General features: G+C 70.1%; 19 protein-coding genes and 1 tRNA gene. 6 read left to right on the top strand and 14 right to left on the bottom strand.

The genetic code is table 11. The features are described 5' to 3' along the window. Positions 1–55: 55 nt before the first annotated feature. Positions 56–2218, bottom strand: a complete 2163-nt coding sequence (locus FD678_RS03140; protein WP_218569464.1) for a RelA/SpoT family protein — start codon at positions 2216–2218, stop codon at positions 56–58. 226 nt (positions 2219–2444) lie between these two features. Between FD678_RS03140 and FD678_RS03145 the strand changes: the two genes are divergently transcribed. Both FD678_RS03145 and FD678_RS03150 read left to right on the top strand, forming a co-directional pair. Next, the gene (locus FD678_RS03145) at positions 2445–2954 is read left to right on the top strand and encodes a hypothetical protein (protein WP_140719161.1); all 510 of its coding nucleotides are present in this window, start codon (positions 2445–2447) and stop codon (positions 2952–2954) included. Between the two features lie 6 nt (positions 2955–2960). Next, positions 2961–4730: a chloride channel protein gene (locus FD678_RS03150; RefSeq protein ID WP_140719163.1), complete on the top strand. Its 1770-nt coding sequence runs from the start codon at positions 2961–2963 to the stop codon at positions 4728–4730. A 58-nt stretch (positions 4731–4788) separates the two neighbouring features. On the opposite strand, the gene hrpA is transcribed toward FD678_RS03150, so the two are convergent. Further along, the gene (gene hrpA, locus FD678_RS03155; RefSeq protein ID WP_218569465.1) at positions 4789–8844 is read right to left on the bottom strand and encodes an ATP-dependent RNA helicase HrpA; all 4056 of its coding nucleotides are present in this window, start codon (positions 8842–8844) and stop codon (positions 4789–4791) included. A 152-nt stretch (positions 8845–8996) separates the two neighbouring features. Between hrpA and FD678_RS03160 the strand changes: the two genes are divergently transcribed. From FD678_RS03160 to FD678_RS03175, 4 genes are all read left to right on the top strand, one after another. Then, positions 8997–9542, top strand: coding sequence for a Dps family protein (locus tag FD678_RS03160; protein ID WP_140719167.1), 546 nt, complete (start codon positions 8997–8999; stop codon positions 9540–9542). Between the two features lie 190 nt (positions 9543–9732). Further along, positions 9733–11538 (top strand): DNA helicase RecQ, encoded by a 1806-nt coding sequence (gene recQ, locus FD678_RS03165; RefSeq protein ID WP_140719169.1) that lies wholly within the window; start codon positions 9733–9735, stop codon positions 11536–11538. 119 nt (positions 11539–11657) lie between these two features. Further along, positions 11658–12122 carry a hypothetical protein gene (locus tag FD678_RS03170; RefSeq protein ID WP_140719171.1) on the top strand — a complete coding sequence of 155 codons (465 nt, stop codon included), beginning with the start codon at positions 11658–11660 and terminating at the stop codon, positions 12120–12122. A gap of 115 nt (positions 12123–12237) precedes the next feature. Further along, positions 12238–13170: a cyclase family protein gene (locus FD678_RS03175; protein ID WP_140719173.1), complete on the top strand. Its 933-nt coding sequence runs from the start codon at positions 12238–12240 to the stop codon at positions 13168–13170. Positions 13171–13389: 219 nt separating this feature from the next. On the opposite strand, the gene FD678_RS03180 is transcribed toward FD678_RS03175, so the two are convergent. The 12 genes from FD678_RS03180 to ruvB form a co-directional block, all read right to left on the bottom strand. After that, positions 13390–13465 (bottom strand) — tRNA-Lys (locus tag FD678_RS03180). 53 nt (positions 13466–13518) lie between these two features. Next, a complete protein-coding gene (gene queC, locus FD678_RS03185) occupies positions 13519–14193 on the bottom strand; it encodes a 7-cyano-7-deazaguanine synthase QueC (RefSeq protein ID WP_140719175.1) in 675 nt (224 codons plus the stop codon). 103 nt (positions 14194–14296) lie between these two features. Continuing rightward, the gene (queE, locus tag FD678_RS03190) at positions 14297–14986 is read right to left on the bottom strand and encodes a 7-carboxy-7-deazaguanine synthase QueE (RefSeq protein WP_140719177.1); all 690 of its coding nucleotides are present in this window, start codon (positions 14984–14986) and stop codon (positions 14297–14299) included. A gap of 48 nt (positions 14987–15034) precedes the next feature. Next, positions 15035–15847 (bottom strand): tol-pal system protein YbgF, encoded by an 813-nt coding sequence (gene ybgF / locus FD678_RS03195; RefSeq protein WP_140719179.1) that lies wholly within the window; start codon positions 15845–15847, stop codon positions 15035–15037. A gap of 6 nt (positions 15848–15853) precedes the next feature. Further along, entirely contained in the window at positions 15854–16333 is a 480-nt protein-coding gene (gene pal, locus FD678_RS03200) for a peptidoglycan-associated lipoprotein Pal (protein ID WP_218569466.1), read from the bottom strand. 96 nt (positions 16334–16429) lie between these two features. Further along, on the bottom strand, positions 16430–17749 hold the full coding sequence (gene tolB / locus FD678_RS03205; RefSeq protein ID WP_140719183.1) for a Tol-Pal system beta propeller repeat protein TolB: 1320 nt from the start codon (positions 17747–17749) through the stop codon (positions 16430–16432). A 133-nt stretch (positions 17750–17882) separates the two neighbouring features. Beyond that, the gene (locus FD678_RS03210) at positions 17883–18302 is read right to left on the bottom strand and encodes a cell envelope integrity protein TolA (protein WP_140719186.1); all 420 of its coding nucleotides are present in this window, start codon (positions 18300–18302) and stop codon (positions 17883–17885) included. A gap of 4 nt (positions 18303–18306) precedes the next feature. Then, positions 18307–19371 (bottom strand): cell envelope integrity protein TolA, encoded by a 1065-nt coding sequence (tolA, locus tag FD678_RS03215; protein ID WP_140719188.1) that lies wholly within the window; start codon positions 19369–19371, stop codon positions 18307–18309. Beyond that, positions 19361–19795, bottom strand: a complete 435-nt coding sequence (gene tolR / locus FD678_RS03220) for a protein TolR (protein ID WP_218569467.1) — start codon at positions 19793–19795, stop codon at positions 19361–19363. Before tolR ends, tolA begins: the two co-directional genes overlap by 11 nt. A gap of 113 nt (positions 19796–19908) precedes the next feature. Then, on the bottom strand, positions 19909–20685 hold the full coding sequence (gene tolQ / locus FD678_RS03225; RefSeq protein ID WP_140719192.1) for a protein TolQ: 777 nt from the start codon (positions 20683–20685) through the stop codon (positions 19909–19911). A gap of 10 nt (positions 20686–20695) precedes the next feature. Further along, on the bottom strand, positions 20696–21154 hold the full coding sequence (gene ybgC / locus FD678_RS03230; protein WP_140719194.1) for a tol-pal system-associated acyl-CoA thioesterase: 459 nt from the start codon (positions 21152–21154) through the stop codon (positions 20696–20698). A gap of 43 nt (positions 21155–21197) precedes the next feature. Next, a complete protein-coding gene (ruvB, locus tag FD678_RS03235; RefSeq protein WP_140719196.1) occupies positions 21198–22223 on the bottom strand; it encodes a Holliday junction branch migration DNA helicase RuvB in 1026 nt (341 codons plus the stop codon). Positions 22224–22291 lie beyond the last annotated feature (68 nt).

The raw sequence follows: 22291 nt of genomic DNA on the forward strand, positions 1-22291 counted from the left end.
TGGTAGCGTCCCGGCGATAACGATGCCGTCGAGGGCGGCACGCTCCTTGCCGGCGCTAGCCCAGCCGGCGCACCTCGTTGACCCCGGGCAGCGCGTCGAGCTTGCCCAGCAGCGTCGCCAGTTGCCCATAGTCGGCCACCTTCAGGCGCAGCCGCAGTTGCGCCCGCCCGCTGTCGCGCGTGTTGTCGCTGTTGATCTCCAGCACGTGCGCATCCTCCTGGGCGATCAGGTTGGTGATGTCCTTGAGCAGCCAGCGACGGTCCACCGCGCGGATCAGCACGTCGACCTCGTAGCTGCCGCCGAGCTTGCCCCACTCGACCGGCAGTACCCGCTGCGGATGGGCGGCGGCCAGGCGCGCCAGCGCCGCGCAGTCGCTGCGATGCACGGTGACGCCGCGGCCGCGGGTGAGATAGCCGACGATCGGCTCGCCGGCGACCGGGTGGCAGCAGCGCGCCAGCTGCACCAGCAGGTTGCCCACGCCCTGCACGGTGAACTTGGACTTGCCCAGGTCGTCGCGGCGCGCGGTCGGGCGCGGCATCGGCGGCGCGGCCGGCTGCGCGGCGGCACGCTCGGCCTCGAGCAGGGCGCGGCTGACCTGGCTCGGCCCGGTATCGCCCAGCGCGACCTGGATGTAGAGGTCCTCCACGCTGTCGGCATGGAACTTCTTCGCCATCGGCGCCAGGTCCGCCTGCAACAGGCCGAGCCGGCGCAGCTCGCGTTCCAGCAGTTCCTTGCCGGCCTGCACGTTGCGCGCGCGGTCGAGCTTGTGGAACCAGGTGCGCACCTTGTCGCGCGAACGCCCGCTGGCGAGGAAGCCGTTGGCCGGCAGCAGCCAATCGCGGCGCGGATCGGGTTCCTTGGCGGTCAGCACCTCGACCCGGTCGCCGCTGCGCAGGCGATAGGTCAGCGGCACGATCCGGTTGTTGACCTTGGCGCCGCGGCAGCGGTGCCCGACCATCGTGTGCACGTGGTAGGCGAAATCCAGCGGCGTGGCGCCCTGCGGCAGGTCAATCACCTCGCCCCTGGGCGTGAGCGCGTAGACCCGGTCCTCGACCAGTTCGGCATCGAACGCGCCGGCCAGGCCGCCCTGCTCGCCTTCCTGCGACTGCTCCAGCAGCTGCCGCATCCAGGTGATCTTGCGCTCGAAGGCCTTTTCCGCGCCGCGTCCGCCCTCCTTGTACTTCCAGTGCGCGGCCACGCCCAGCTCGGCCTGCTGGTGCATCTCGTGGGTGCGGATCTGGATCTCGACGGTGCGTCCCTCCGGCCCGATCACCGCGGTGTGCAGCGAGCGGTAGTCGTTGGCCTTGGGGCGGGCGATGTAGTCGTCGAACTCGCTCGGCACCGGCGCCCACAGCGCATGCACCACGCCGAGCGCGGCGTAGCAGTCGGCCACGCTGTCTACCATCACCCTCACCGCGCGGATGTCGTAGAGCTGGTCGTAGGCCAGGTGCTTCCTCTGCATCTTCCGCCAGATGCTGTAGATGTGCTTCGGCCGGCCGCTGACCTCGGCCTCCAGCCCTTGCTCGCCCAGTGCCTGCGAAAGCTGGCGCTTGACCGAATCGATGTAGCGCTCGCGCTCCAGGCGGGTCTCGTCGACCTCGCGCGCGATGTGCCGGTAGGTGTCCGGTTCGAGATAGCGGAACGCCAGGTCCTCCAGCTCCCACTTCAGCTGCCAGATGCCGAGCCGGTTGGCCAGCGGCGCGTGGATGTCGCGGGTCAGCTGCGCCAGCGCCCTGCGTTCCCCGTCGGCCAGGCCGACGGCGGCGCGCATCTTCGCCAGCTGGCGCGCGAGCAGGATCGGCACGACCCGCAGATCGTGGATGATCGCCAGCAGCAGCCTGCGCAGTCCCTCGCTGTTGCGGCCCGCCTCGCGCCCGGCATGCAGCGCCCAGACCTGGTCGGCGGCGTCCTGTCCGTCCAGCAGGCCCTCCACCGCCGCGCGACGCTGCGCGTCCGGCCACGGCAATCCGGCCAGCTGCGCGCGCAGCGGCGGCAGGTCGAACAACAGCGCGGCCAGCAGCGTGGCCTCGTCCGCCGACAACAGCGCCAGCGCATCCAGCGTGTCGGCCAGCACCGGCCAGGCCACCGCCGGTTCCGCCGTGGCGGGCGAACGCGCGCGCCATGCCTGCGCCAGGGCCTCGCGCAGCGCCGGCGCCAGCACCGAAGCCGCCGGGCGTCGCAGCAAGGCCTCCATGCCGTCGGAGGAAGAAAGCGTCACAGCAGCAGATCGTCCATCGAAGATAGCACCTAAGTTAACGCGCCGGCGCAGCGGCGAACAGCGCGGACGGGCCGGCGCGAACGCCCGGCACGATCCGGCCGCGGTCGACCGGACCGATCCGCACCGGAGCCCTTCCCGCGATCGCGGCAGCGGCTTTCGATCCGGGCCGATGGGGCCCGCCGGCGCGGCGCTACACTAGGCGCCACCCTCTTCCGGAACCGCACCGATGCCGCTCTCGCGCGCCCTTCCCGTCGCCCTGTGCCTGGCCCTCGCCGCCATCGCCCCCGCCCATGCCCAACGCACGGTCTCGGGCGATCTGCAGAGCGAGATGACGCCCAGCGAGTTCAAGGCCGCCGGCCTGGACAAGCTCAGCCCGGCCGAACTGGCCGCGCTCAACGGCTGGCTGCAGGGCAAGGTCCAGAAGGAAACCCAGGTCGCCCTGGAGAAGGCCAAGGAAGAAGGCCGCCAGGAAGTCATCACCAAGAACCGCGGCTTCTTCGACTTCGGTTCCAAGGAGCCGATCGAAAGCACGCTGGTGGGCGACTTCAACGGCTTCGGCAAGGGCAAGACCTTCGTGCTCGCCAACGGCCAGGAATGGGAGCAGATCGAGCCGGCCAGCCTGTCCGGCGTGCGCCTGCAGTCGCCCAAGGTGAAGATCAAGCCGGGCATGATGGGCGTGTGGTACATGCAGGTCGGCAACTACAACACCCAGGCCAAGGTCCGCCGCGTCAAGTAATCCGCGATGAGCGCGCCGGCCGGCCCGATGCAGCGGATGCTGCAGGCGATACGCAGGCGGTTCCGCACCGGCGATGGCTGGCTCATCGTGCTCGCGCTGCTGGCCGGGCTGATCGCAGGCCTGCTCACGCTGCTGCAGAGCGGATTGGCGCATGCGCTGCAGGCCTGGCTGTACGGCCTGGACGAGGACATGCGCCTGAGCTCCAGCGCGCGGGTGGAATTCACCGCGTTGCTGGCGCTGCCGATCGGCGGCCTGCTGGTCGGATTGGTCAGCCTGGCCGCGACGCTGCGCAAGCGGCGCCTGCTCGACGCGGTGGAAGCCAATGCGCTGCACGGCGGCCGCATGTCGATGCGCGACAACCTGATCGTGTCGCTGCAGACGCTGCTGTCGAACGGCTTCGGCGCCTCCGTCGGGCTGGAAGCGGCGTATACCCAGATGGGCGCCGGCAGCGGCTCGCAGTTGTCCAAGGCGCTGCGCCTGCGGCGTTCGGACACCCGCACGCTGGTCGGCGCGGGCGCCGCCGGCGCCATCGCCGCCGCGTTCGGCACGCCGCTGGCCGGCGCGTTCTACGCGTTCGAGATCGTGATCGGCGCCTACACGCCCTCGGCGCTGGCGCCGGTCGCGGTGGCCGCGCTGGCCGGCAGCTTCATCGCCCAGGCTGCCGGCGTGCCGCCCTACATGCTGCCGGCGGCATCGGAGATCGGCCTGCATCCGCGCGACTACGCGATATTCGCGGTGCTCGGCCTGGTCTGCGCGCTGGTCGGCATCGCCGTCATGCGCCTGGTCACCGGCATCGAGCAGCGCGTCAATCGCAGCCCGCTGCCGGGCTGGGGACGGCCGGTGATCGGCGGGCTGTTGCTGATCCCGCTGGCGATGGCGACCCCGCAGGTGCTGTCCTCCGGGCATGGCGCGCTGCACGTGGACCTCACCACGCACCTGCCGCTGCTGTGGATCGGCGGGCTGCTGCTGGCCAAGTGCCTGGCCTCGGGCATCTCGCTGGGCTTCGGGTTCCGCGGCGGCCTGTTCTTCGCCTCGCTGTTCATGGGCACGCTGGTGGGGGCGCTGTTCGCCGGCCTGGTCAACCTCGCCGGCGGTGGCGCGCTGGTGGACGGCACCGCCGCCGCGCTGGCCGGCATGGCGGCGCTGGCCGCGGCGGTGGTCGGCGCGCCGATGACGATGGCGATGCTGGTGCTGGAAGGCACCCACGACTTCGTGCTCGCCAGCGCGGTGATGGCCGCGGTGCTGGTCGCCAACACGGTGGTGCGGCAGGCGTTCGGCTACTCGTTCTCGACCTGGCGCCTGCACCTGCGCGGCGGCACGATCACCAGCGCGCGCGACGTCGGCTGGGTGCATGCGCTCACCGCCGGCAAGATGATGCGCCAAGGCACCGGCACGATCGCCGCCGACGCCTCCGTGGAAGAGTTCCGCCGCCGCTTCCCGCTCGGCTCCAGCACGCGCGTGGCCCTGCTGGACGCGCAACAGCGCTACGCCGGCATCGTGCCGGTGGCCACGGTGTATGCCGACGGCGTCAAGGCCGACGCCACCCTGGCGGCCTTCGCCGGCAACCGCAACGTGGCGCTGCCGCCCGATGCCGACGTGCTGACCGTGATCCGCCGTTTCGACGAGACCCAGAGCGACGAGATGGCGGTGGTCGATGCCGAGGGCCACCTGCTCGGCGTGCTGTCGGAAGCCTTCGTGCGCAAGCGCTATGCCGAGGAACTCGACAAGCGCCAGCGCGAGATGATGGGCGAGCGGGTCGAGGACGGCGAGGCATAGGCGCGCCGCCGCGTCCACCTCGCCCGCCGTCCCCGCACGGGGCGGACGGCGGGCTTTCCTATGCTCCGGCCTGCAGCGCCGCCACCCGTTGCGCGAGCTTCTTGGCCGAGATGCCCGGCTTGGCGCCCAGCTCCTGTGCGAACGTGGACACGCGCAGTTCCTCGATGTCCCAGCGCAGCGCCTGCCATTGCGGACGCGATCGCAGGCCTTGCGCGGCGGCGTCCTCCAGCGCGTCCAGGAACGGCTTGAGCTCGAGCATGCGCTGCTGGTCGCGCGAGGGATCGCGCTTGGCGCGCTCGGTGCGCAGGATCATCGCCCGCAGATAGCGTGGGTACTGCGCCAGCGCATCGGCCGGGGTCTCGCGCAGGAAGCCGGCGTGGACCAGCCCGGCCAGCTGCCGTTCCATGTCGTCCAGGTTGCCGCGCGCCCAGCCCATCAGCGGCGCCTCCAGCAAGGGCTTCAGCTCGCCCACCAGCGACAGGATCGACTCGGCCAGCTTCAGCCGATCCATCGCCTCGCCGAACAGGCGCTTGCCGGCGTCCTCGCGGCGCCGGTCGAACGCGGCACGGTCGCGGACGTCGCCCAGCCCTTCCGCCAGGACCGCGTTCATCGCCGCGTCGACCAGGTCGCCGCGCAGGCGCTCCTGCGATTCGATGGCCGCGTACAACAGCCCGGTCTTGGGCGACACCGGCAGTTGCTTGCGCGCCTGCTTGACCTTGTCGGCCAGGGCGATCTCCAGCAGCCGGCGCACGCCGCGCGGATGCGCCTCCAGCGCTTCGGCGCGATCGGCGAAGATGCGCAGCGACGCGGTCTCCCCCGCATCCACCAACGCCGGATACGCCGGCACGCCGGCCTCGCCCGGCACCTGCGCAGGGATGGCCTGCGCCGGGAACTCCCGCAAGCCCTCCGCCGCCATCTCGCGCCCGGCGCGTACCGCGAACGCCCGCCCGGCACGCTCGCCGAAGCGGGCGCGCAGCGCGTCCAGGTCGCGCGATTCGGCCAGCACCTGGCCGCGTTCGTCGCGCAGGCGCAGGTTCATGCGCAGGTGCGGCTCCAGCGCGGCTTCGTCGAAGTCGATCGCGGCCACCTGCGCGCCGGTGGCTTTGCCGAGGAAGCGGGCCAGCTCGCCGCGGATGTCGTCCGCCGAAGGCTTCGGGAACGCCTCGAAGAACGCCCGGCCGAAATCCGGCGCCGGCACGTAGTTGCGCCGCATCGCCTTGGGCAACGAGCGGATCAGCGCCGAGGCCTTGTCGGCGACGAAGCCCGGGGCGAGCCACGACAGCCGCGCCGGATCGAGCGCATTGAGCAGGTGCAGCGGCACTTCCAGGGTCACGCCGTCGTCGCCCGCGCCCGGCTCGAACCGGTAGTGCAGCGCCAGGCGCGCATCGCCGAGCGGGAAGTACTTCGGGTACCGGTCCTCCTCGCTGCCTTCCCCGGGCAGCAGGTCGGCCAGCGTCCAATGCAGGCCGCGCCGCTTGTCCTCCGGCAGCGTCTTCCACCAGGCGTCCAGCGCGCTGGCGGAATGGATCTCCGGCGGCACCCGGTCGAGATACCAGCGCGCCTGCCAGTCCTCGTCGGCGACCAGGCCGGCGCGGCGCAGCTTCGCCTCTTCCTCGCGCGCCTGCTCCAGCACCTTCAGGTTGTCGGCCACGAAACCGGCCCGCGTGTTGATCTCGCCGGTCACCAGCGCCTGGCGCACGAAGATGTCGTGCGAAGCGGCCGGGTCGATGCGCCCGTAATGCACCGGCTTCTTCGGCGCCAGCACCAGCCCGAACAGGCTGATCTGCTCGGAGGCCAGCACCTGTCCCTGCGCGCGCGACCAGTGCGGGTCGAAATGCTTGCGCAACAGCAGGTGGCCCAGCTCGGCGATCGCCCAGTCCGGCTCGATCGCGGCGTTGGTCAGGCCCCAGACCTTCTGGGTATCCAGCAGCGTGGCGGCGAGCACCCACGGCGGCGGTTTCCTGGCCAGCGCCGAGCCGGGGAACAGCAGGAAGCGGCGCTGGCGCGGCGCCTGGAAATCGCCTTTCTCGGTGCGATGGCCGACCTGCGTCGGCAAGCCGGCGAGCAAGGCGCGGTGCAGGGCCTGGTAGGCCGAGGCGCGCTCGCGTTCGCCGATGCGCGGCGCCTGCGGGAGCGACTCCAGTCCCGCGGAGGCTACGCCGGCAGAACCCGCCGGGACCGAAGTCCCACCCACAAGTGCAGCCTTGCCTTCGCGCGCCAGGCGCGCGGCGCGGTGCAACTCGCCACGGCTCGGGCGCCGGCCCGGGCCGTCGCCCTGCCCGGCAGCGGCGGGGGGCCCGGCCAGCAAGGCCGGCGACAGGCCGGCGCCGGATTCCTGCCAGCCCAATTCCTCGCACAGCAACCGCAACTGGCGGTGCAGCTCGCGCCACTCGCGCATGCGCAGGAAGCCGAGGAAATGCCGTTCGCACCAGTCGCGCAGCTTGGATTGGGTCAGGTCCTCGTGCGCTTGCCGGTAGGCCTCCCACAGGCGCAGGATGCCGACGAACTCCGAGCGCGGGTCGGCGAACTTCGCGTGCGCGTTGTCGGCCGCCTCGCGCGCCTCGGGCGGACGCTCGCGCGGGTCCTGGATGCCCAGGAACGCGGCGATCACCGTCATCTCGCGCAGGCAGCCGTGTTTGTGCGCGGCGACCAGCATCCGCGCCAGCTTCACGTCCACCGGCAGCCGCGCCATCTGCCGGCCGATCGCGGTCAGCTTGCGCTCGCCGTCCACCGCACCGAGCTCGACCAGCTGCTGCCAGCCGTCGGCGATGGCGCGCTCGTCCGGCGCCTCCAGGAACGGGAAATCCTCGATCCGCCCGAGCCCGAGCTGCAGCATGCGCAGGATCACGCCCGCCAGCGACGAGCGCCGGATCTCCGGATCGGTGAATTCCGGGCGCGCCAGGAAATCCGCCTCGGCATAGAGCCGGTAGCAGATGCCCTCGGCGATGCGGCCGCAGCGGCCGGTGCGCTGGTTGGCGCTGGCCTGGCTGATCGGCTCGATGTGCAGGCGGTCGAGCTTCTGGCGCGGGCTGTAGCGCTTCACCCGCGCGTAGCCGGGGTCGACCACGTAGCGGATCCGCGGCACGGTCAGCGAGGTCTCGGCGACGTTGGTGGCCAGCACCAGGCGCCGCTTCGGCCCCGGGTTGAACACCCGGTCCTGGTCGTTGGCCGACAGCCGCGCGTACAGCGGCAGCACCTCGGTCTCGCGGTACTTGCGCCGCTCGAGCGCGTGGTGCGCATCGCGGATCTCGCGCTCGCCGGGCAGGAACACCAGCACGTCGCCGCGCGGATCGCTGCGGGTGATCTCGTCGATCGCCGCCACGATCGCGTCGTTGACGGTGCGGTCGCCCTCGCGCGGCTCGCCGCCGGCGTCGCCCTCGCCCTCGCCCTCGAGCGGGCGGTAGCGCACTTCCACCGGATAGGTCCGTCCCTCGACGCTGATCACCGGGGCATCGTCGAAGTGCCTGGAGAAGCGCGCGGTGTCGATGGTCGCCGAGGTGACGATCACCTTCAGGTCGGGACGCTTCTTCAGCAGTTGCTTGAGATAGCCGAGCAGGAAATCGATGTTGAGGCTGCGCTCGTGCGCCTCGTCGACGATGATCGTGTCGTAGGCCGACAGCCAGCGGTCGCTGGCGATCTCCGCCAGCAGGATGCCGTCGGTCATGAACTTGATGCGCGAGGCGTCGCCGACCTTGTCGGTGAAGCGCACCTGGAAGCCGACCGTCGTGCCCAGCGGTGATTTCAGTTCCTCGGCCACGCGCGTGGCCACCGCGCGCGCGGCGATCCGGCGCGGCTGCGTGCAGCCGATCATGCCGGCGATGCCGCGGCCGGCCGCCAGGCACAGCTTGGGCAACTGCGTGGTCTTGCCCGAGCCGGTCTCGCCGGCGATCACCACCACCGGATGCGCGCGGATCAGCTCGACGATGCGCTCGGCCTCGCGCGCGATCGGCAGTCGCTCGTCCAGGACGATCGCCGGCTGCTCCGCCGCCCGCGCCTCGCGCTGCGCGACGGATGCCCGCACGGCCTGCTCGAAGCTCTCGCGCAACTTCGGGTTGCCCGGCTGGCCGCGCCAGCGCGACCATAGCCCCAGCAAGCGGCCGCGGTCGCGGGTCAACCCGCCTTCGATCGCCGCGCGCCCTTCACGGAGCCCAACGCTGGAATCGGATTCAATAGGTGACATCAATTGTTAGACCATGAATATTGAATTTCAATAAATCGCATATCGCGTCTATTGTGACGTCCAATCAACGGAGCAAGGAAATCCCCATGGCCAAGAGCAAGAGCACCGGCAAGAAGAGCGGCACCAGGACCCTGGCCGAAGCGGCCGCGTCCGCACCGAACATCGATATCGGGATCAAGAGCGGCGATCGCAAGAAGATCGCCGACGGCCTGTCGCACTACATGGCCGACGCGTTCACGCTCTACCTGAAGACCCACAACTTCCACTGGAACGTCACCGGGCCGATGTTCAACTCGCTCCACACCATGTTCGAAACGCAGTACACCGAACAGTGGGGCGCGCTCGACGAGGTCGCCGAGCGCATCCGCGCACTGGGCTACAACGCGCCGGGCTCGTACAAGGAATACCTTGCGCTGACCTCGATCCCGGAAGAACCGGGCCTGACCGACAGCGCGGACTGGCGCGAGATGGTACGCCAGCTGGTGGCCGGCAACGAAGCGGTCTGCCGCACCGCCCGCAAGGTGCTGAGCACCGCCGACGATGCCGGCGACGATCCGACCGCGGACCTGATGACCCAGCGCCTGCAGACCCACGAGAAATACGCCTGGATGCTGCGCTCGCTGCTGGCGTAAACGGCAAATCACCGAGGGCGTTACCCTCAGGAACCCTGCTGGAGAAAGCCCCCCTTCTGTTAAGGGGGGCGCGCAAGGCGCGGGGGATAGGCGAAGCCGGAAGCGGGGCCCAGGGTTTTGCGCAGCACAATCCTGGGGGGCGTAGCCCGCATGGCGGGCCACGCCGAACCCTGCGCGCTATCCTAGTCGCATGTCTTCCCCCGCCCATGAACTGCTGAAGCGCGTCTTCGGCTACGACGCCTTCCGCGGCAACCAGCAGGCCATCGTCGAGCACGTCGCCGCCGGCAACGATGCCCTGGTGCTGATGCCCACCGGCGGCGGCAAGTCGCTCTGCTACCAGGTACCGGCGCTGCTGCGCGAAGGCACCGGCATCGTCGTCTCGCCGCTGATCGCGCTGATGCAGGACCAGGTCGAGGCGCTGCGGCAACTCGGCGTGCGCGCCGAGTACCTCAATTCCACGCTGGACGCCGAGACCGCCGCGCGGGTCGAGCGCGACCTGCAGGCCGGCGAACTCGACCTGCTCTACGTCGCCCCCGAACGGCTGCTGACCCCGCGCTTCCTCTCGCTGCTGGCGCGCAGCCGCATCGCCCTGTTCGCGATCGACGAAGCGCACTGCGTGTCGCAATGGGGCCACGATTTCCGGCCGGAATACCGCCAGCTCACCGTGCTGCACGAGCGCTGGCCGCACATCCCGCGCATCGCCCTGACCGCCACCGCCGATCCGCCGACCCAGCGCGAGATCGCCGAGCGCCTGGACCTGGAGCACGCCGAGCATTTCATCAGCTCGTTCGACCGTCCCAACATCCGCTACACCGTCGTGCAGAAGGACAATGCGCGCCGGCAGCTGCTGGACTTCCTCGGCCGCCACCGCGGCGAGGCGGGCATCGTCTACGCGATGTCGCGGCGCAAGGTCGAGGAGACGGCCGAATTCCTGGCGGCGCAGGGCTATACCGCGCTGCCCTACCACGCCGGCCTGCCGGCCGAGGTCCGCGCCGAGAACCAGCGCCGCTTCCTGCGCGAGGACGGCATCGTGATGTGCGCCACCATCGCCTTCGGCATGGGCATCGACAAACCGGACGTGCGCTTCGTCGCCCACGTCGACCTGCCCAAGTCGATGGAAGGCTACTACCAGGAGACCGGTCGCGCCGGGCGCGACGGCGAAGCGTCCGAGGCCTGGCTTTGCTATGGGCTGGGCGACGTGGTGCTGCTCAAGCAGATGATCGAGCAGGGCGAGGCGCCGGAGGAGCGCAAGCGGCTGGAGCGCGCCAAGCTCGACCACCTGCTCGGCTATTGCGAGTCGATGCAGTGCCGCCGCCAGGTGCTGCTGGCCGGCTTCGGCGAGACCTACGCGCAGCCGTGCGGCAATTGCGACAACTGCCAGGCCCCGGCCGCGGCCTGGGACGCGACCGTCCCGGCCCAGAAGGCGCTCAGCTGCGTCTACCGCAGCGGCCAGCGCTTCGGCGTCGGGCACCTGATCGACATCCTGCGCGGCGCGGACAACGACAAGATCCGCCAGTTCGGCCACGACCAGCTCAGCACCTACGGCATCGGCCGCGACCTGGACGCGCGCGCCTGGCGCAGCGTGTTCAGGCAGCTGGTCGCCGCGAGCCTGCTGGAAGTGGACAGCGAGGGCCATGGCGGCCTGCGCCTGACCGACGCCAGCCGCCAGGTGCTCAAGGGCCAGCGCCAGGTGATGATGCGGCGCGACCAGACCGCCGCGCGCGAGCGCGGCGACCGCAGCAGCACCCCGCGTACCGGCCTGCCGGTGCAACCGGAGGACCTGGGCCTGTTCAACGCGCTGCGCACTTTGCGCGCCCAATTGGCCAAGGAGCAGAACGTGCCGGCCTTCGTGATCTTCCACGACAGCACCCTGCGCAACATCGCCGAGCAGCGCCCCACCAGCCTGGACGCACTGGCCCGGGTCGGCGGCATCGGCGGCAGCAAACTGGCCCGCTACGGCCAGCAACTGGTCGACATCATCCGCGAGCAGGGCTAGCCTCCGTGTCAGGCCTGCAAGAAAAATCCGGGAAATCGACAGCGCACATTCAATCTCGCGTTGCTAGCTTCAACGGCATGCCACCGGCATGGACGCCCGCCCTCCGAGAGCCTCGCCCAATGAACCGCACTCTCCTTCTCCTCGGTGCCCTGCTCGCCTGCGCCAGCGCGATGGCCCAGGAGCCTGCCGGCGCGGGCACGTCGGCCAGCGACCTCGACCTGAGCGTGCCCCAGGCCCCGATCCAGTACCGCAGCGACCCGACCTACGCCAAGGACCCGCCCGGCACCTTCTACGGCGACAAGAGCGGCAAGTCCGCCTCGGCCACCGTGCGCGAGCAGCAGCGGATCGCCGCGCGCGCCGAACAGTGCCAGGGCCAGTTGCACGGCAGCGTCGCCGCCGGCGTGGGCTATTCCAGCCGCGGCGGCAACAGCAACTGGCAGGGCGCCAACCTGCACAGCTGCAAGACCTACTACGACGACGACGGCAACCCGCGCGAAGTCGGCATCAGCATCAGCGTCGGCCGCAGCGAAGGCCCCGGCTACTTCGGGCACCCCTACGGCTACGGCCACGGCCCGATCTGGTAAGCGCGGGCTCCGCGCTCCCGGCGCGACGGCCGGCATATCGATATGAGCACGCCGGCGCCCCCTTCCGCCGGCACGGCCCACTACCATGGCTCGACCTCCGCCGCCGGTGTCGTCCATGCCCGCCCTCCGCGTTCCGCTCGCCCTCGTCCTGCTGCTGGCACCGCTTCCTGCCGCCTGGGCCGCTGCCGACCTCTCGCTCTGGACCAGCTACGAGCAGACGCTCAGGCACGCCAAGTACATCGACCTGACCCATGCGTTCTCCCCCGGGCAGCCGGTCTGGCCGGGCTTCGCGCCGGCGCGGTTCAAGCCTGCGGTCGCCGGCAACGACCTCGGCGACTATGCCAAGCCCGGCGACGAGTTCACCTACGGCAAGCACGGCTTCGTCGCCACCGCGTACGACCTGACCACCGACCAGTACGGCACCCAGCTCGACCCGCCGGCGCACTGGAATCCCAAGGGAGCCACCATCAGCGATCTGCCGCCGACCTACGCGGTGCGCCCGCTCGTGGTGATCGACGTCCACGACAAGGTCGCCCGCGACCCCGGCTATCACGCCACCGTGGCCGACATCCAGGCCTGGGAAGAGCGGCATGGCCCCATCCCCGAAGGCTCGGTGGTGATGATCCGGTCGGACTGGTCCAAGCGCTGGAACGACGCCGGGCGCTTCGCGCGCAAGCCGTTCCCCGGCATCACCCTGGACGCGCTGAAGTACCTGCACCTGCAGCGTCGCATCCTGTTCCACGGGCACGAGCCGCTGGACACCGACGCCACCGACAACCTCGAGGGCGAGCACTGGCTGCTGCACCACAATTACGCCCAGGCCGAAGGCGTGGCCAACCTCGACCAGGTCCCCGAGGCCGGCGCATTGATCGCGATCGGCTACGCCAAGCCGGAAGGCGGCACGGGCGGCTTCGCGCGCTACGTCGCGATCGCGCCCCCGGACTGGCCGCACGGCGTCACCATCGACCAGGCCCCTGGCGCCCCACTGCCCGAGCAGCCCTACCCGCTCAAACGCGGCGCCGATGGCGTGCTGCGGCCGACGCACTGAGGCTTCGCGTCCAGTCCCGTGCGGCTGCGATCCGGACGGACGCGGCCGGCCGGTGCCCGGCCCTCGGACTGGCTGGAACGGCGACATGTCTGGCGGCCCCTCGAAACGGGCCGGGTCTCGGCGTGAGGCCGCATTGCGGAAGAACGCCGCGCGCACGGCAATCCCGGAGCGGGCCAAGGATTGCGGAGCGGCAGGCCGGGCCTGGAGCCTCGTCGTCAATGGTGGGCCGTGTTGGAATCGAACCAACGACCAGCGGATTAAAAGTCCGATGCTCTACCGACTGAGCTAACGGCCCAAAAACGAACATCCGGCTCGCGCCGGGGGTGCGCATTCTACCCCAAGGGGGCGTCAACGCGAAATCGAATAGCGGGTCGGATCGTCGATGCCGGCGTCGGCGAAACCGGCCGCACGCAGCCTGCACGCATCGCAATGCCCACAGGCGCGACCGTCCCCGTCGGCCCGATAACACGAAACCGTGAGGCCGAAATCCACGCCGAGCCGGACACCTTCGCGCACGATCTCGGCCTTGCTCAGGTATTGCAGCGGCGCATGCACGCGCAGCCCCGCGCCCTCGACACCGGCCTTGGTCGCCAGGTTGGCGAGCGCCTCGAAGGCGGCGACGAACTCGGGACGGCAATCCGGATAGCCGGAATAGTCCACCGCGTTGACCCCGCAGAACAGGTCGTTGGCGCCGAGCACCTCGGCCCAGCCGAGCGCCAGCGACAGCATGATGGTATTGCGTGCCGGCACGTAGGTAACCGGGATGCCCGGGCCGCCCGCATCGGGCACGTCGATGTCGGCGGTCAGCGCCGAACCGCCGATGCTGCGCAGGTCGACGTCCACCACCTTGTGCTCGGCCACGCCCAGCGACTGCGCCACCCGCGCCGCGGCCGCCAGTTCGGACGTGTGCCTCTGTCCATAGCGCACGCTCAGCGCATGCACCTCGAAGCCCTGCTCGCGCGCCATCGCGACGACGACCGCGGAATCCATGCCGCCAGAGAGGAGTACGACTGCTTTTTCCATATGACCGTGATTGGTGATTGGTGATTGGTGATTCGTGATTCGTCAAAGCTACCGCATCGGATGGCGACTCGCTTTTCCCAATCACGAATCACGAATCACGGTCCTACCGCCCCGGCTCGTCGTTCCAGAGCAGCTTGTGCAATTGCAGCTGGAAGCGCACCGGCAGGCGGTCGGCGACGATCCAGTCGGCCAGCTCGCGAGGGTCCAGCTCGCTCTTGCTGGGCGAGAACCATACCGTGCAGCGGGCGGCCAGCCCGCGTTCGCGCACGACCTCGCGCGCCCACTCGTAATCGGCGCGACCGCACAGCACGAACTTGACCTGGTCGCGCGCGGTCAGCAGCGGCAGGTTGTCCCAGCGGTTGCGGTGCACCTCGCCGGACCCCGGCGTCTTGATGTCCACCACGCGCGATACGCGCGCATCGACCGCCGAGACGTCCAGGGCACCGGAAGTCTCCAGCGACACGTCCAGCCCGGCGTCGCACAGCTTCTGCAGCAGCGACAGGCAGCGCTTCTGCGCCAGCGGCTCGCCACCGGTCACGCAGACGTGGCGCACCCCGTGCCCCGCCACCTCGGCGACGATGTCGTCGATGTCGCGCCACTGCCCGCCATGGAAGGCGTACTCGGTATCGCAATACTGGCAGCGCAGCGGGCAGCCGGTCAGGCGCACGAACACCGTCGGCCAGCCCGCCGCCTCGGCCTCGCCCTGCAGCGACAGGAAGATCTCGGTGATCTTCAACCGCGGCAACGGCGACTGGACGATCTCACTGGGGGTGGCGGCTGCGGCGGTGGTCATGGCGGGATCATACGGCCCGCAACCACGGCGGCAGGGCCTGGGGAGGACTCAGCGCAGCTGCTGGCCGAGCTGGATGGATTGCAGGCGGTCCTGCGCCACCCGCGCGGCATCGCTGCCGGGATACTTGGAGATCACCTGCTGCAGCGTCTGCTGCGCATCGCGGCTCTTGCCCTCGCCGTACTGCGAGAGGCCCAGCTTCAACAGGCCGCCGGCGGCCTTGTCGTGGGTGGGATAGCGGTTGACCATGTCGCGGAACTGGACCTCGGCCAACTGGAAATTGCGGGTGGCGTAATAGCTCTCCCCGAGCCAATACAGGGCATTGGGAGTATAGACGCCGTTCGGGTACAGCTCGAGGAAGCTCAGGAACAGCTGCGACGCATCGTCGTACTTGCCGTTCTTGAGCGCGTCGAACGCGACGTTGTAGGCGGTGCGCTCATCGCCGGTCGAAGCCAGCGTGCCCGGATCGCCGTGCACGGAAGGCGGCCGCTCGGAAGTGGCCGCCGTGCTGGGCTTGGCCGGAACCGCAGGCGCAGGCGCGCCGTTGGCAGGCGCGGCCGGCAACGCTGGCGCGGCGCCGCCTTCGAGGCGGTTCAGCCGGCCGTCCAGGTCGAGGTACTGGTCCTTGGCCTGCTGCTTCAGCTGTTCGTTCTCGTGCTGCAGCTGCTCCACCGTCCCCTGCAGGTCCTGCACCTGGGAGCGCAGTGCGCCGATCTGGTTCAGCAGGTCCAGATTCGCCTGAGGATTGGCGGCCTGCTGCTCGAGCGCGGCGACGCGGTCGGCCAGGCTCTGGCGCTGGGCGTACGCCGGCGCGGCGGCCACGAGGGCCGCCGCGACGAACAGGGTGATTACCCCGGGACGCATCGTCGATTACTTCGCGGTGTAGACGATCTCGACGCGGCGGTTCTGCGACCAGCAGCTCTCGTTCGACTCGGTGCAGGTCGGACGCTCTTCGCCGTACGAGACCACGGTCAGCTGGCTGGCCGAACCGCCGTTGGCCTGCAGGGCCGAGTTGACGGCGTTGCCGCGGCGCTCGCCCAGGCCCAGGTTGTACTCGCGCGAGCCGCGCTCGTCGGTATTGCCCTGCAAGGTGATGCGGGCGCTCGGGCGGTCACGCAGGTACTTGGCGTGGCACGCCATGATGGCCTGGAACTCCGGCTTCACGGCGTCCTGGTCGAAATCGAAGTAGACGACGCGCTGACGCAGGCAGGCGTCGGTATCCAGGTCGTCCGGACCGTACAGGCCCGAAGTGGTCGGAGCCGTCGGGGCGGTCGGGGTGGTATCGACCGGGGTGGACGGGGGGGTTTCCTTGACCTTCTTCGAGCAGCCGGCCAGAACGGCCACGGACATCAAAGAAACAAGCAGGACGCGAGTGGACTTGTTCATGGCAATACCTTTGTGGCTCCTAAGCCAATGGTGTGGGTTTAACGCAGCGAAATATTAACATTAATGCGCGCTACGGTAAGGCCCCCATGAAGGTTCCCTTACGTCGCCATCGGCCAGCACCAGGCGCTGGCGGACGCGCGCGTCGGCGGAAACGGCATACAGCACGCCGCGGCCACCCTCGCGGGCGGCGTACAGCACCATGCTGGCGTTCGGCGCGAAGCTCGGGGACTCGTCGAGCGACCCCGGCGACAGCGTGCTCCAGCTCGGCGAACCCAGGCTGCGGTCCATCATCGCGATCCGGTAGGTATTGCCGCTGCCCTGGGCAGTCACGAGCTTCTTACCGTCATAGGAGACGCTGGCCTTGGCGTTGTAGTTGCCCTGGAAGGTCACCCGGCTGGCCGAGCCGCCGGTGGCCGGCACCTGGTAGATCTGCGGGCGCCCACTGCGGTCGGAGGTGAAGTAGAGCGACTGGCCGTCGGCCGCCCAGGTCGGCTCGGTGTCGATGCCGAAGTGGTTGGTCAGCTGGGTCAGCTGCTTGCTGCCCAGGTCCATCACGTAGATCTCCGGGTTGCCGCTGCGCGAGAGCGACAGCGCCAGCTTGCGGCCGTCCGGCGAGAACGACGGCGCGCCGTTGATGCCGCGGAAGCTGGACACCAGCTCGCGCGCACCGGTGGCGATGTCCTGCACGTAGATCGAGGAATTGCCGCGCTCGAAGCTCACGTACGCCAGCTTGCGGCCGTCCGGGCTCCAGTTCGGCGACAGCAGCGGCTCGGCCGAGCGCACGATGGTCTGCGGGTTGTAGCCGTCCGAGTCGGCCACCATCAGCGCGTAGCGCATGGCCCCGCCCTTGCCAGTAGCGGTGACGTAGGCGATGCGGGTCCAGAACGCACCGCGCACGCCGGTGATCTTCTCGTAGATCGCGTCGGCCATCTGGTGGGCGACGTCGCGCATCGCGTTGGCGCGGGCGGTCATCGCCAGCCCGAGCAGGCGCTCGCCCTTGGCGACGTCGAACAGCTCGTACTCGACCCGGTAGGCGCCCTCGCCGGCATCCAGGACGCGGCCGACCACGATGTAGTCCTGCTTCAGCGCGCGCCAGGTGGGGTACTGGATCTCGCTGCCGCGGGTGGGCCGCTCGACGATCTGCGCCGCCGGAAGCGTGCGGAACTGCCCGGAGCGGTCGAGGTCGGCGCCCACCACCTGCGAGACGTCGGTCTGCGGCGCGGCGCCCGAGCCCTGGTACGGCATCGGCACCACCGTGATCGGCGTGGCGGAGGCACTGCCGCCGACGATGTCGATGGTCAGGCCCTGTTGCTGCGCGGAGGCGGCGAACGGCAGCAGCAAGGCGGTGAACACGGCTAGCCAGCGCGGCAATTTCTTCATGGATCGCTCGGTCGGTCTGACGGGAAAGTGGGCAAGGGATAGCAAGTGGAGGGTGAACATATTCGCAATCGTGAACGAAAGCAGTGTGAAAGTCGCATGCCGTCCGGCCCGGACGCCCGGCCGCCCGGCCGCCTCAGGATTCGATCGCGAAGACCAGCCGCAGTTCCGGATCGAACACCGTCTCGTACCCCCGGTAGGGCAAGGGGGCGGCGCGGCGCACGGCCGCCTCGATCGAGCGCCGCCCGGCCTCGTCGTAGTCGCAGCGGTCGCCGTCGATGTCGACCCCCTGCACCTGCCCGCCCGGCGACTGGCGGACGAGCACGGCGCAATGCTGGCCGGGCTGGACCGAGTCCGGCCTCAGCCAATGCGCGACCACCACCGCCTGGATGGCCGCGGCATAGCGGGCGCGCAGATTGTCCACGGGCGGCGCGTTGTCCAGCGTCGGCCTGCGGGCGACCTCGGCCACCGCCGCGCCGGCCACGGCCATCGCCCCGAACGCCAGGGCCATGCGGCCCAGCAGGCCACCGGATCGGCGCAGGTGCGCGACCGCCATCGCCTCAGCGGTCCTGCGCGGTGAAGTTGAAGTTGAGGTCGCGCGCGAACACCGACTCGAAGCCGCGGTACGGCAACGGCTGGGCACGCAGCACGGCCGCCTCGACCGAGCGCTTGCCGGCCTCGTCGAACGGGCAGTTAGGCGCCACCTCGGCCTGGATCACGCTGCCGCCCGGCACCTGCCGGATGTGGATGGTGCACTTCTGCCCCAGCGGCACCGAATCCGGCCGGACCCACTGCGCCAGCACCGCCTGCTGGATCGCCGCGGCGTACCTGGCGGCCAGGTCGTTGCTGGTGCCGCCGGCGCCGGGCGCGGCGGGCGCACTGGCGGCGGTCGCGCCCGAGGACGCCTGCTGGGCGCGCGCGGCGGCCAGCTGGCGCAGCTTCTGCTCGGCCAGCTCGGCCTGCCTGGCGTCGCGCGCCATCTGCGCTTCGAGTTGTTCGCGCTTCTTGCGGATCTCGGCCAGCTTCTTGTCGCGCTCGGCCTGCGCCTGGGCCTGCTCGGCGGCCTTCTTCTTGTCCACCTCCTCCTGTTGCTGCTTGGCCAGGCGGCGCTGCTGCTCGGCCTCTTCCTGGCGCTTGCGCTCGGTCAGGTCGATCTGTTCCTGGCGGCGCTTGGCCTCCTGCTCCTGCCTGGCCTTCTCCTCGGACTCGGCCATCGCGCTGACGCGCTCCTGGTCGATGTTGTCCGGCTGGGCGATGCGCTCCTGCGCATTGGCCTGCTGCGGGGTCGGCGCGTCCTGCGGCCGCGGCTCGGGGATGGGCTGCGGCGGCGGCACGGTGTCTTCCGGCGCCGGCTCCGGCAGCGGGGCCGGTTGCGGCGGCGGGGTGAACGGCTCGGCCTCGGCCTGCAACGCCTGGCGGGCGACGCGCGCGTCGGCGGCGGACACGTCCAAGCTCGCCTCCAGCGACGGATCGCCCGCCGCCGCCTCGGGGGTGCGCTCGGGCGACCATAGCCAGGCCGCGGTGAACACCAGCAGCACCAGGACATGGACCAGCAGCGCGAGCAGGACCGGGCGCGCCCAGTCGCCCTCGCGCGGAGCCTGCGGCGGAAGCGCGTCAGCGTGCATTGCCACCCGAATCGGAAATCAGGCCCACCTTCTCGACCTTGGCCTGCTTGATCGCATCGATCGCGTCCATGATCTTCTGGTACGGCACGTCGCGGTCGCCGGCGACGACCACGCGCGCCTCCTTGTCCTGGGCGACGATGGCCGCCAGCTGCGCCTGCAGCGTGGCCGCATCCATCGCCTTGGGCTTGTCCTTGGGCAGTTGCAGCGCGAGCTGGCCGTCGGCGGACACCACCACCACGACCGGGTCCTTGCGGCTCTCCAGCGCCTTGGCGCGCGAGGTCGGCAGGTTGACGTCGGTGCTCAGCGTGAGCAGCGGCGCGGTGACCATGAAGATGATCAACAGCACCAGCATCACGTCGATGTACGGCACGACGTTGATCTCTGACTTGAGCTTGCGCTTCTTGCGGCGGGAAATGCCGGACATCATCGCGGTAGCTTCCTAATTGAATCCCCGCACATGGATGTGCGGGCTCTTGCGAGGGACTCGCGTCTTGAATCCCCGCACGAGGACGCGCGGGCTCTTGCGAGGGACTCGCATCATTCGTCGGCGCCGGCCTGGCGCTGCAGGATGGAGCTGAACTCGTCGGCGAAGGTGTCGTAGCGCACCGACAGCCGCTCGACGCGGTTGGTGAAGCGGTTGTAGGCCCACACCGCCGGGATCGCCACGAACAGGCCGATCGCGGTGGCGAACAGCGCCTCGGAGATGCCCGGCGCGACCGAGGCGATGCCGGCCTGCTCGCCGCTGCTGATCATGTCGTGCATGGTCACCATGATGCCGAACACGGTGCCGACCAGGCCGACGTACGGAGCGGTCGAGCCGATGTTGGCGAGCGTCTCGAGGTTGCGCTCGAGCTGGTCCACCTCGCGCGCGAAGGTGACGCGCATGGCGCGCTGGGCGCCTTCCAGCTGGACGCGGCCGTCCAGGCGGCGGTCGCGCAGGCGCGCGAACTCGCGGTAGCCGGCCTCGAAGATCGCCTCCATGCCGGTGACGCTGCGGTTGCGGTCGGTGGCGGCCGAGTAGAGCTTGCCCAGGTCGGCGCCGGACCAGAACCGGTTCTCGAAGTCCTCCGCCTCTCGGCCGGCCTGCTTGAAGGCGCGGGCCTTGCGGAAAATGATCACCCAGCTGATGAAGGAGCCGACCAGCAGCAGCAGCACGATGATCTTCACCGGGATGCTGGCGCGCACCATCAGCTCGAGATAGTTGATGCTGCCGGTATGGGCGACCGTGGCGGCCTGCGCGGCGGCGCTGGTGACTTCCTGCGGCAGCGCTTCCACCACCGTGTCCTGCAGGGCCAGGAGCAATGCGATCGACATCCGTCTTTCCTCAGTCTTCGGATTCTTGGTTTTCCAGGGTCTTCAACTCGTCGAGCAGCGCGTCGTCCATGCCGCGCGGACGGAAATTCGCGGCACCGACCGCGGCGATCCGCACGCGCGCGGTGGCCAGGGTCTCCTCGCCGCGGCGGATCGCCTGGAAGAACTCCAGGCTGGCCCGCCTGCAGCGGCGCAGCGCCACCGACACGTCCAGGACGTCGTCGAGCCGCGCGGGCTTGAGGAAGTCCAGCTCCATCGAGCGCACCACGAACACGAGGTCGTGCTCCTGCCGCAGGCGCTCCTGGCCATAGCCCAGCGCGCGCATCCATTCGGTGCGCGCCCGCTCCATGAAGGCGACGTAGCGCGCGTGGTAGACCACGCCACCGGCGTCGGTATCTTCCCAATAGACGCGTGTCGGCCAACTGAATAGGAACCGGGATCCAGGGCCCGGGACCGGCGGCCCGGCCGTCATGGAATCCCTGCCATCGCGGGGAAGGGTCCGTGCATCTCGCGTGTCAAAACAGTTCCCCCGTATTTGCGGGTCCCGGGTCCTTGGGCTTCAGCCCCAGGTGCAGGTAGGCCTTCCGGGTCGCCATGCGGCCGCGCGCGGTGCGGACCAGGAAGCCCTGCTGGATCAGGTACGGCTCGATCACGTCCTCGAGCGTGCCGCGCTCCTCCGACAGCGAGGCGGCCAGGGACTCGACGCCGACCGGTCCGCCATCGAAATGGTCGACGATGGTGTGCAGTAGGCGCCGGTCGAGTTCGTCGAACCCCTCCGGGTCCACCTTGAGCATGCCCATCGCCGCCTGGGCGATCTCGCGGTCGATGCGGCCGCCGGCCTTGACCTGGGCGTAGTCGCGCACCCGCCGCAGCAGCCGGTTGGCGATGCGCGGGGTGCCGCGCGACCGCCGCGCGACCTCGCCGGCGCCCTCGGCCGTGCAGTCGATGCCGAGGATCGAGGCCGAGCGGGTCACGATGCGGGTCAGCTCCTCGGGCGAGTAGAACTCCAGGCGCTGGACGATGCCGAAGCGGTCGCGCAGCGGCGCGGTCAGCAGGCCGGCGCGGGTGGTGGCGCCGATCAGGGTGAACGGCGGCAGGTCGATCTTGATCGAGCGCGCGGCAGGGCCCTCGCCGATCATGATGTCGATCTGGAAGTCCTCCATCGCCGGGTACAGCACTTCCTCGACCACCGGCGACAGCCGGTGGATCTCGTCCACGAACAGCACATCGAACGGCTGCAGGTTGGTCAGCAGCGCCGCCAGGTCGCCGGCCTTCTCGATCACCGGACCGGAGGTCACCCGCAGGTTGACGCCCAGTTCGTTGGCGATCACGTGGCTCAGCGTGGTCTTGCCCAGGCCCGGCGGCCCGAAGATCAGCACGTGGTCCAGCGCCTCGCCACGGTTCTTGGCCGCCTCGATGTAGATCGACAGCTGCTCGCGCACCGGCACCTGCCCGAGATAGTCGGCCAGGCGCTTGGGACGGATGCTGGCCTCGGCCGCGGCGTCTTCGCGGGTGGCGCCGCCGTCGATGATGCGGTCCATCAGCGCCCCCCGGGACCCGGGACCCGGGATTCGGAGCAGGCCGAGGAGAGCGTGCGAAGAGGTCGATA

Origin of the sequence: Pseudomonas sp. Hp2, from assembly GCF_006386585.1 — a bacterium.
GTDB lineage: Bacteria > Pseudomonadota > Gammaproteobacteria > Xanthomonadales > Xanthomonadaceae > Pseudomonas_S > Pseudomonas_S boreopolis.

What these genes read in the sequence shown, in the direction of transcription:
- FD678_RS03145 (WP_140719161.1), top strand. Translation starts at nt 2,445, where the DNA reads ATGCCGCTCTCGCGCGCCCTTCCCGTCGCCCTGTGCCTGGCCCTCGCC.
- FD678_RS03150 (WP_140719163.1), top strand. Translation starts at nt 2,961, where the DNA reads ATGAGCGCGCCGGCCGGCCCGATGCAGCGGATGCTGCAGGCGATACGC.
- FD678_RS03160 (WP_140719167.1), top strand. Translation starts at nt 8,997, where the DNA reads ATGGCCAAGAGCAAGAGCACCGGCAAGAAGAGCGGCACCAGGACCCTG.
- recQ (WP_140719169.1), top strand. Translation starts at nt 9,733, where the DNA reads ATGTCTTCCCCCGCCCATGAACTGCTGAAGCGCGTCTTCGGCTACGAC.
- FD678_RS03170 (WP_140719171.1), top strand. Translation starts at nt 11,658, where the DNA reads ATGAACCGCACTCTCCTTCTCCTCGGTGCCCTGCTCGCCTGCGCCAGC.
- FD678_RS03175 (WP_140719173.1), top strand. Translation starts at nt 12,238, where the DNA reads ATGCCCGCCCTCCGCGTTCCGCTCGCCCTCGTCCTGCTGCTGGCACCG.
- queC (WP_140719175.1), bottom strand. Translation starts at nt 14,193, where the DNA reads ATGGAAAAAGCAGTCGTACTCCTCTCTGGCGGCATGGATTCCGCGGTC.
- queE (WP_140719177.1), bottom strand. Translation starts at nt 14,986, where the DNA reads ATGACCACCGCCGCAGCCGCCACCCCCAGTGAGATCGTCCAGTCGCCG.
- ybgF (WP_140719179.1), bottom strand. Translation starts at nt 15,847, where the DNA reads ATGCGTCCCGGGGTAATCACCCTGTTCGTCGCGGCGGCCCTCGTGGCC.
- pal (WP_218569466.1), bottom strand. Translation starts at nt 16,333, where the DNA reads ATGTCCGTGGCCGTTCTGGCCGGCTGCTCGAAGAAGGTCAAGGAAACC.
- tolB (WP_140719183.1), bottom strand. Translation starts at nt 17,749, where the DNA reads ATGAAGAAATTGCCGCGCTGGCTAGCCGTGTTCACCGCCTTGCTGCTG.
- FD678_RS03210 (WP_140719186.1), bottom strand. Translation starts at nt 18,302, where the DNA reads ATGGCGGTCGCGCACCTGCGCCGATCCGGTGGCCTGCTGGGCCGCATG.
- tolA (WP_140719188.1), bottom strand. Translation starts at nt 19,371, where the DNA reads ATGCACGCTGACGCGCTTCCGCCGCAGGCTCCGCGCGAGGGCGACTGG.
- tolR (WP_218569467.1), bottom strand. Translation starts at nt 19,795, where the DNA reads ATGTCCGGCATTTCCCGCCGCAAGAAGCGCAAGCTCAAGTCAGAGATC.
- tolQ (WP_140719192.1), bottom strand. Translation starts at nt 20,685, where the DNA reads ATGTCGATCGCATTGCTCCTGGCCCTGCAGGACACGGTGGTGGAAGCG.
- ybgC (WP_140719194.1), bottom strand. Translation starts at nt 21,154, where the DNA reads ATGACGGCCGGGCCGCCGGTCCCGGGCCCTGGATCCCGGTTCCTATTC.
- ruvB (WP_140719196.1), bottom strand. Translation starts at nt 22,223, where the DNA reads ATGGACCGCATCATCGACGGCGGCGCCACCCGCGAAGACGCCGCGGCC.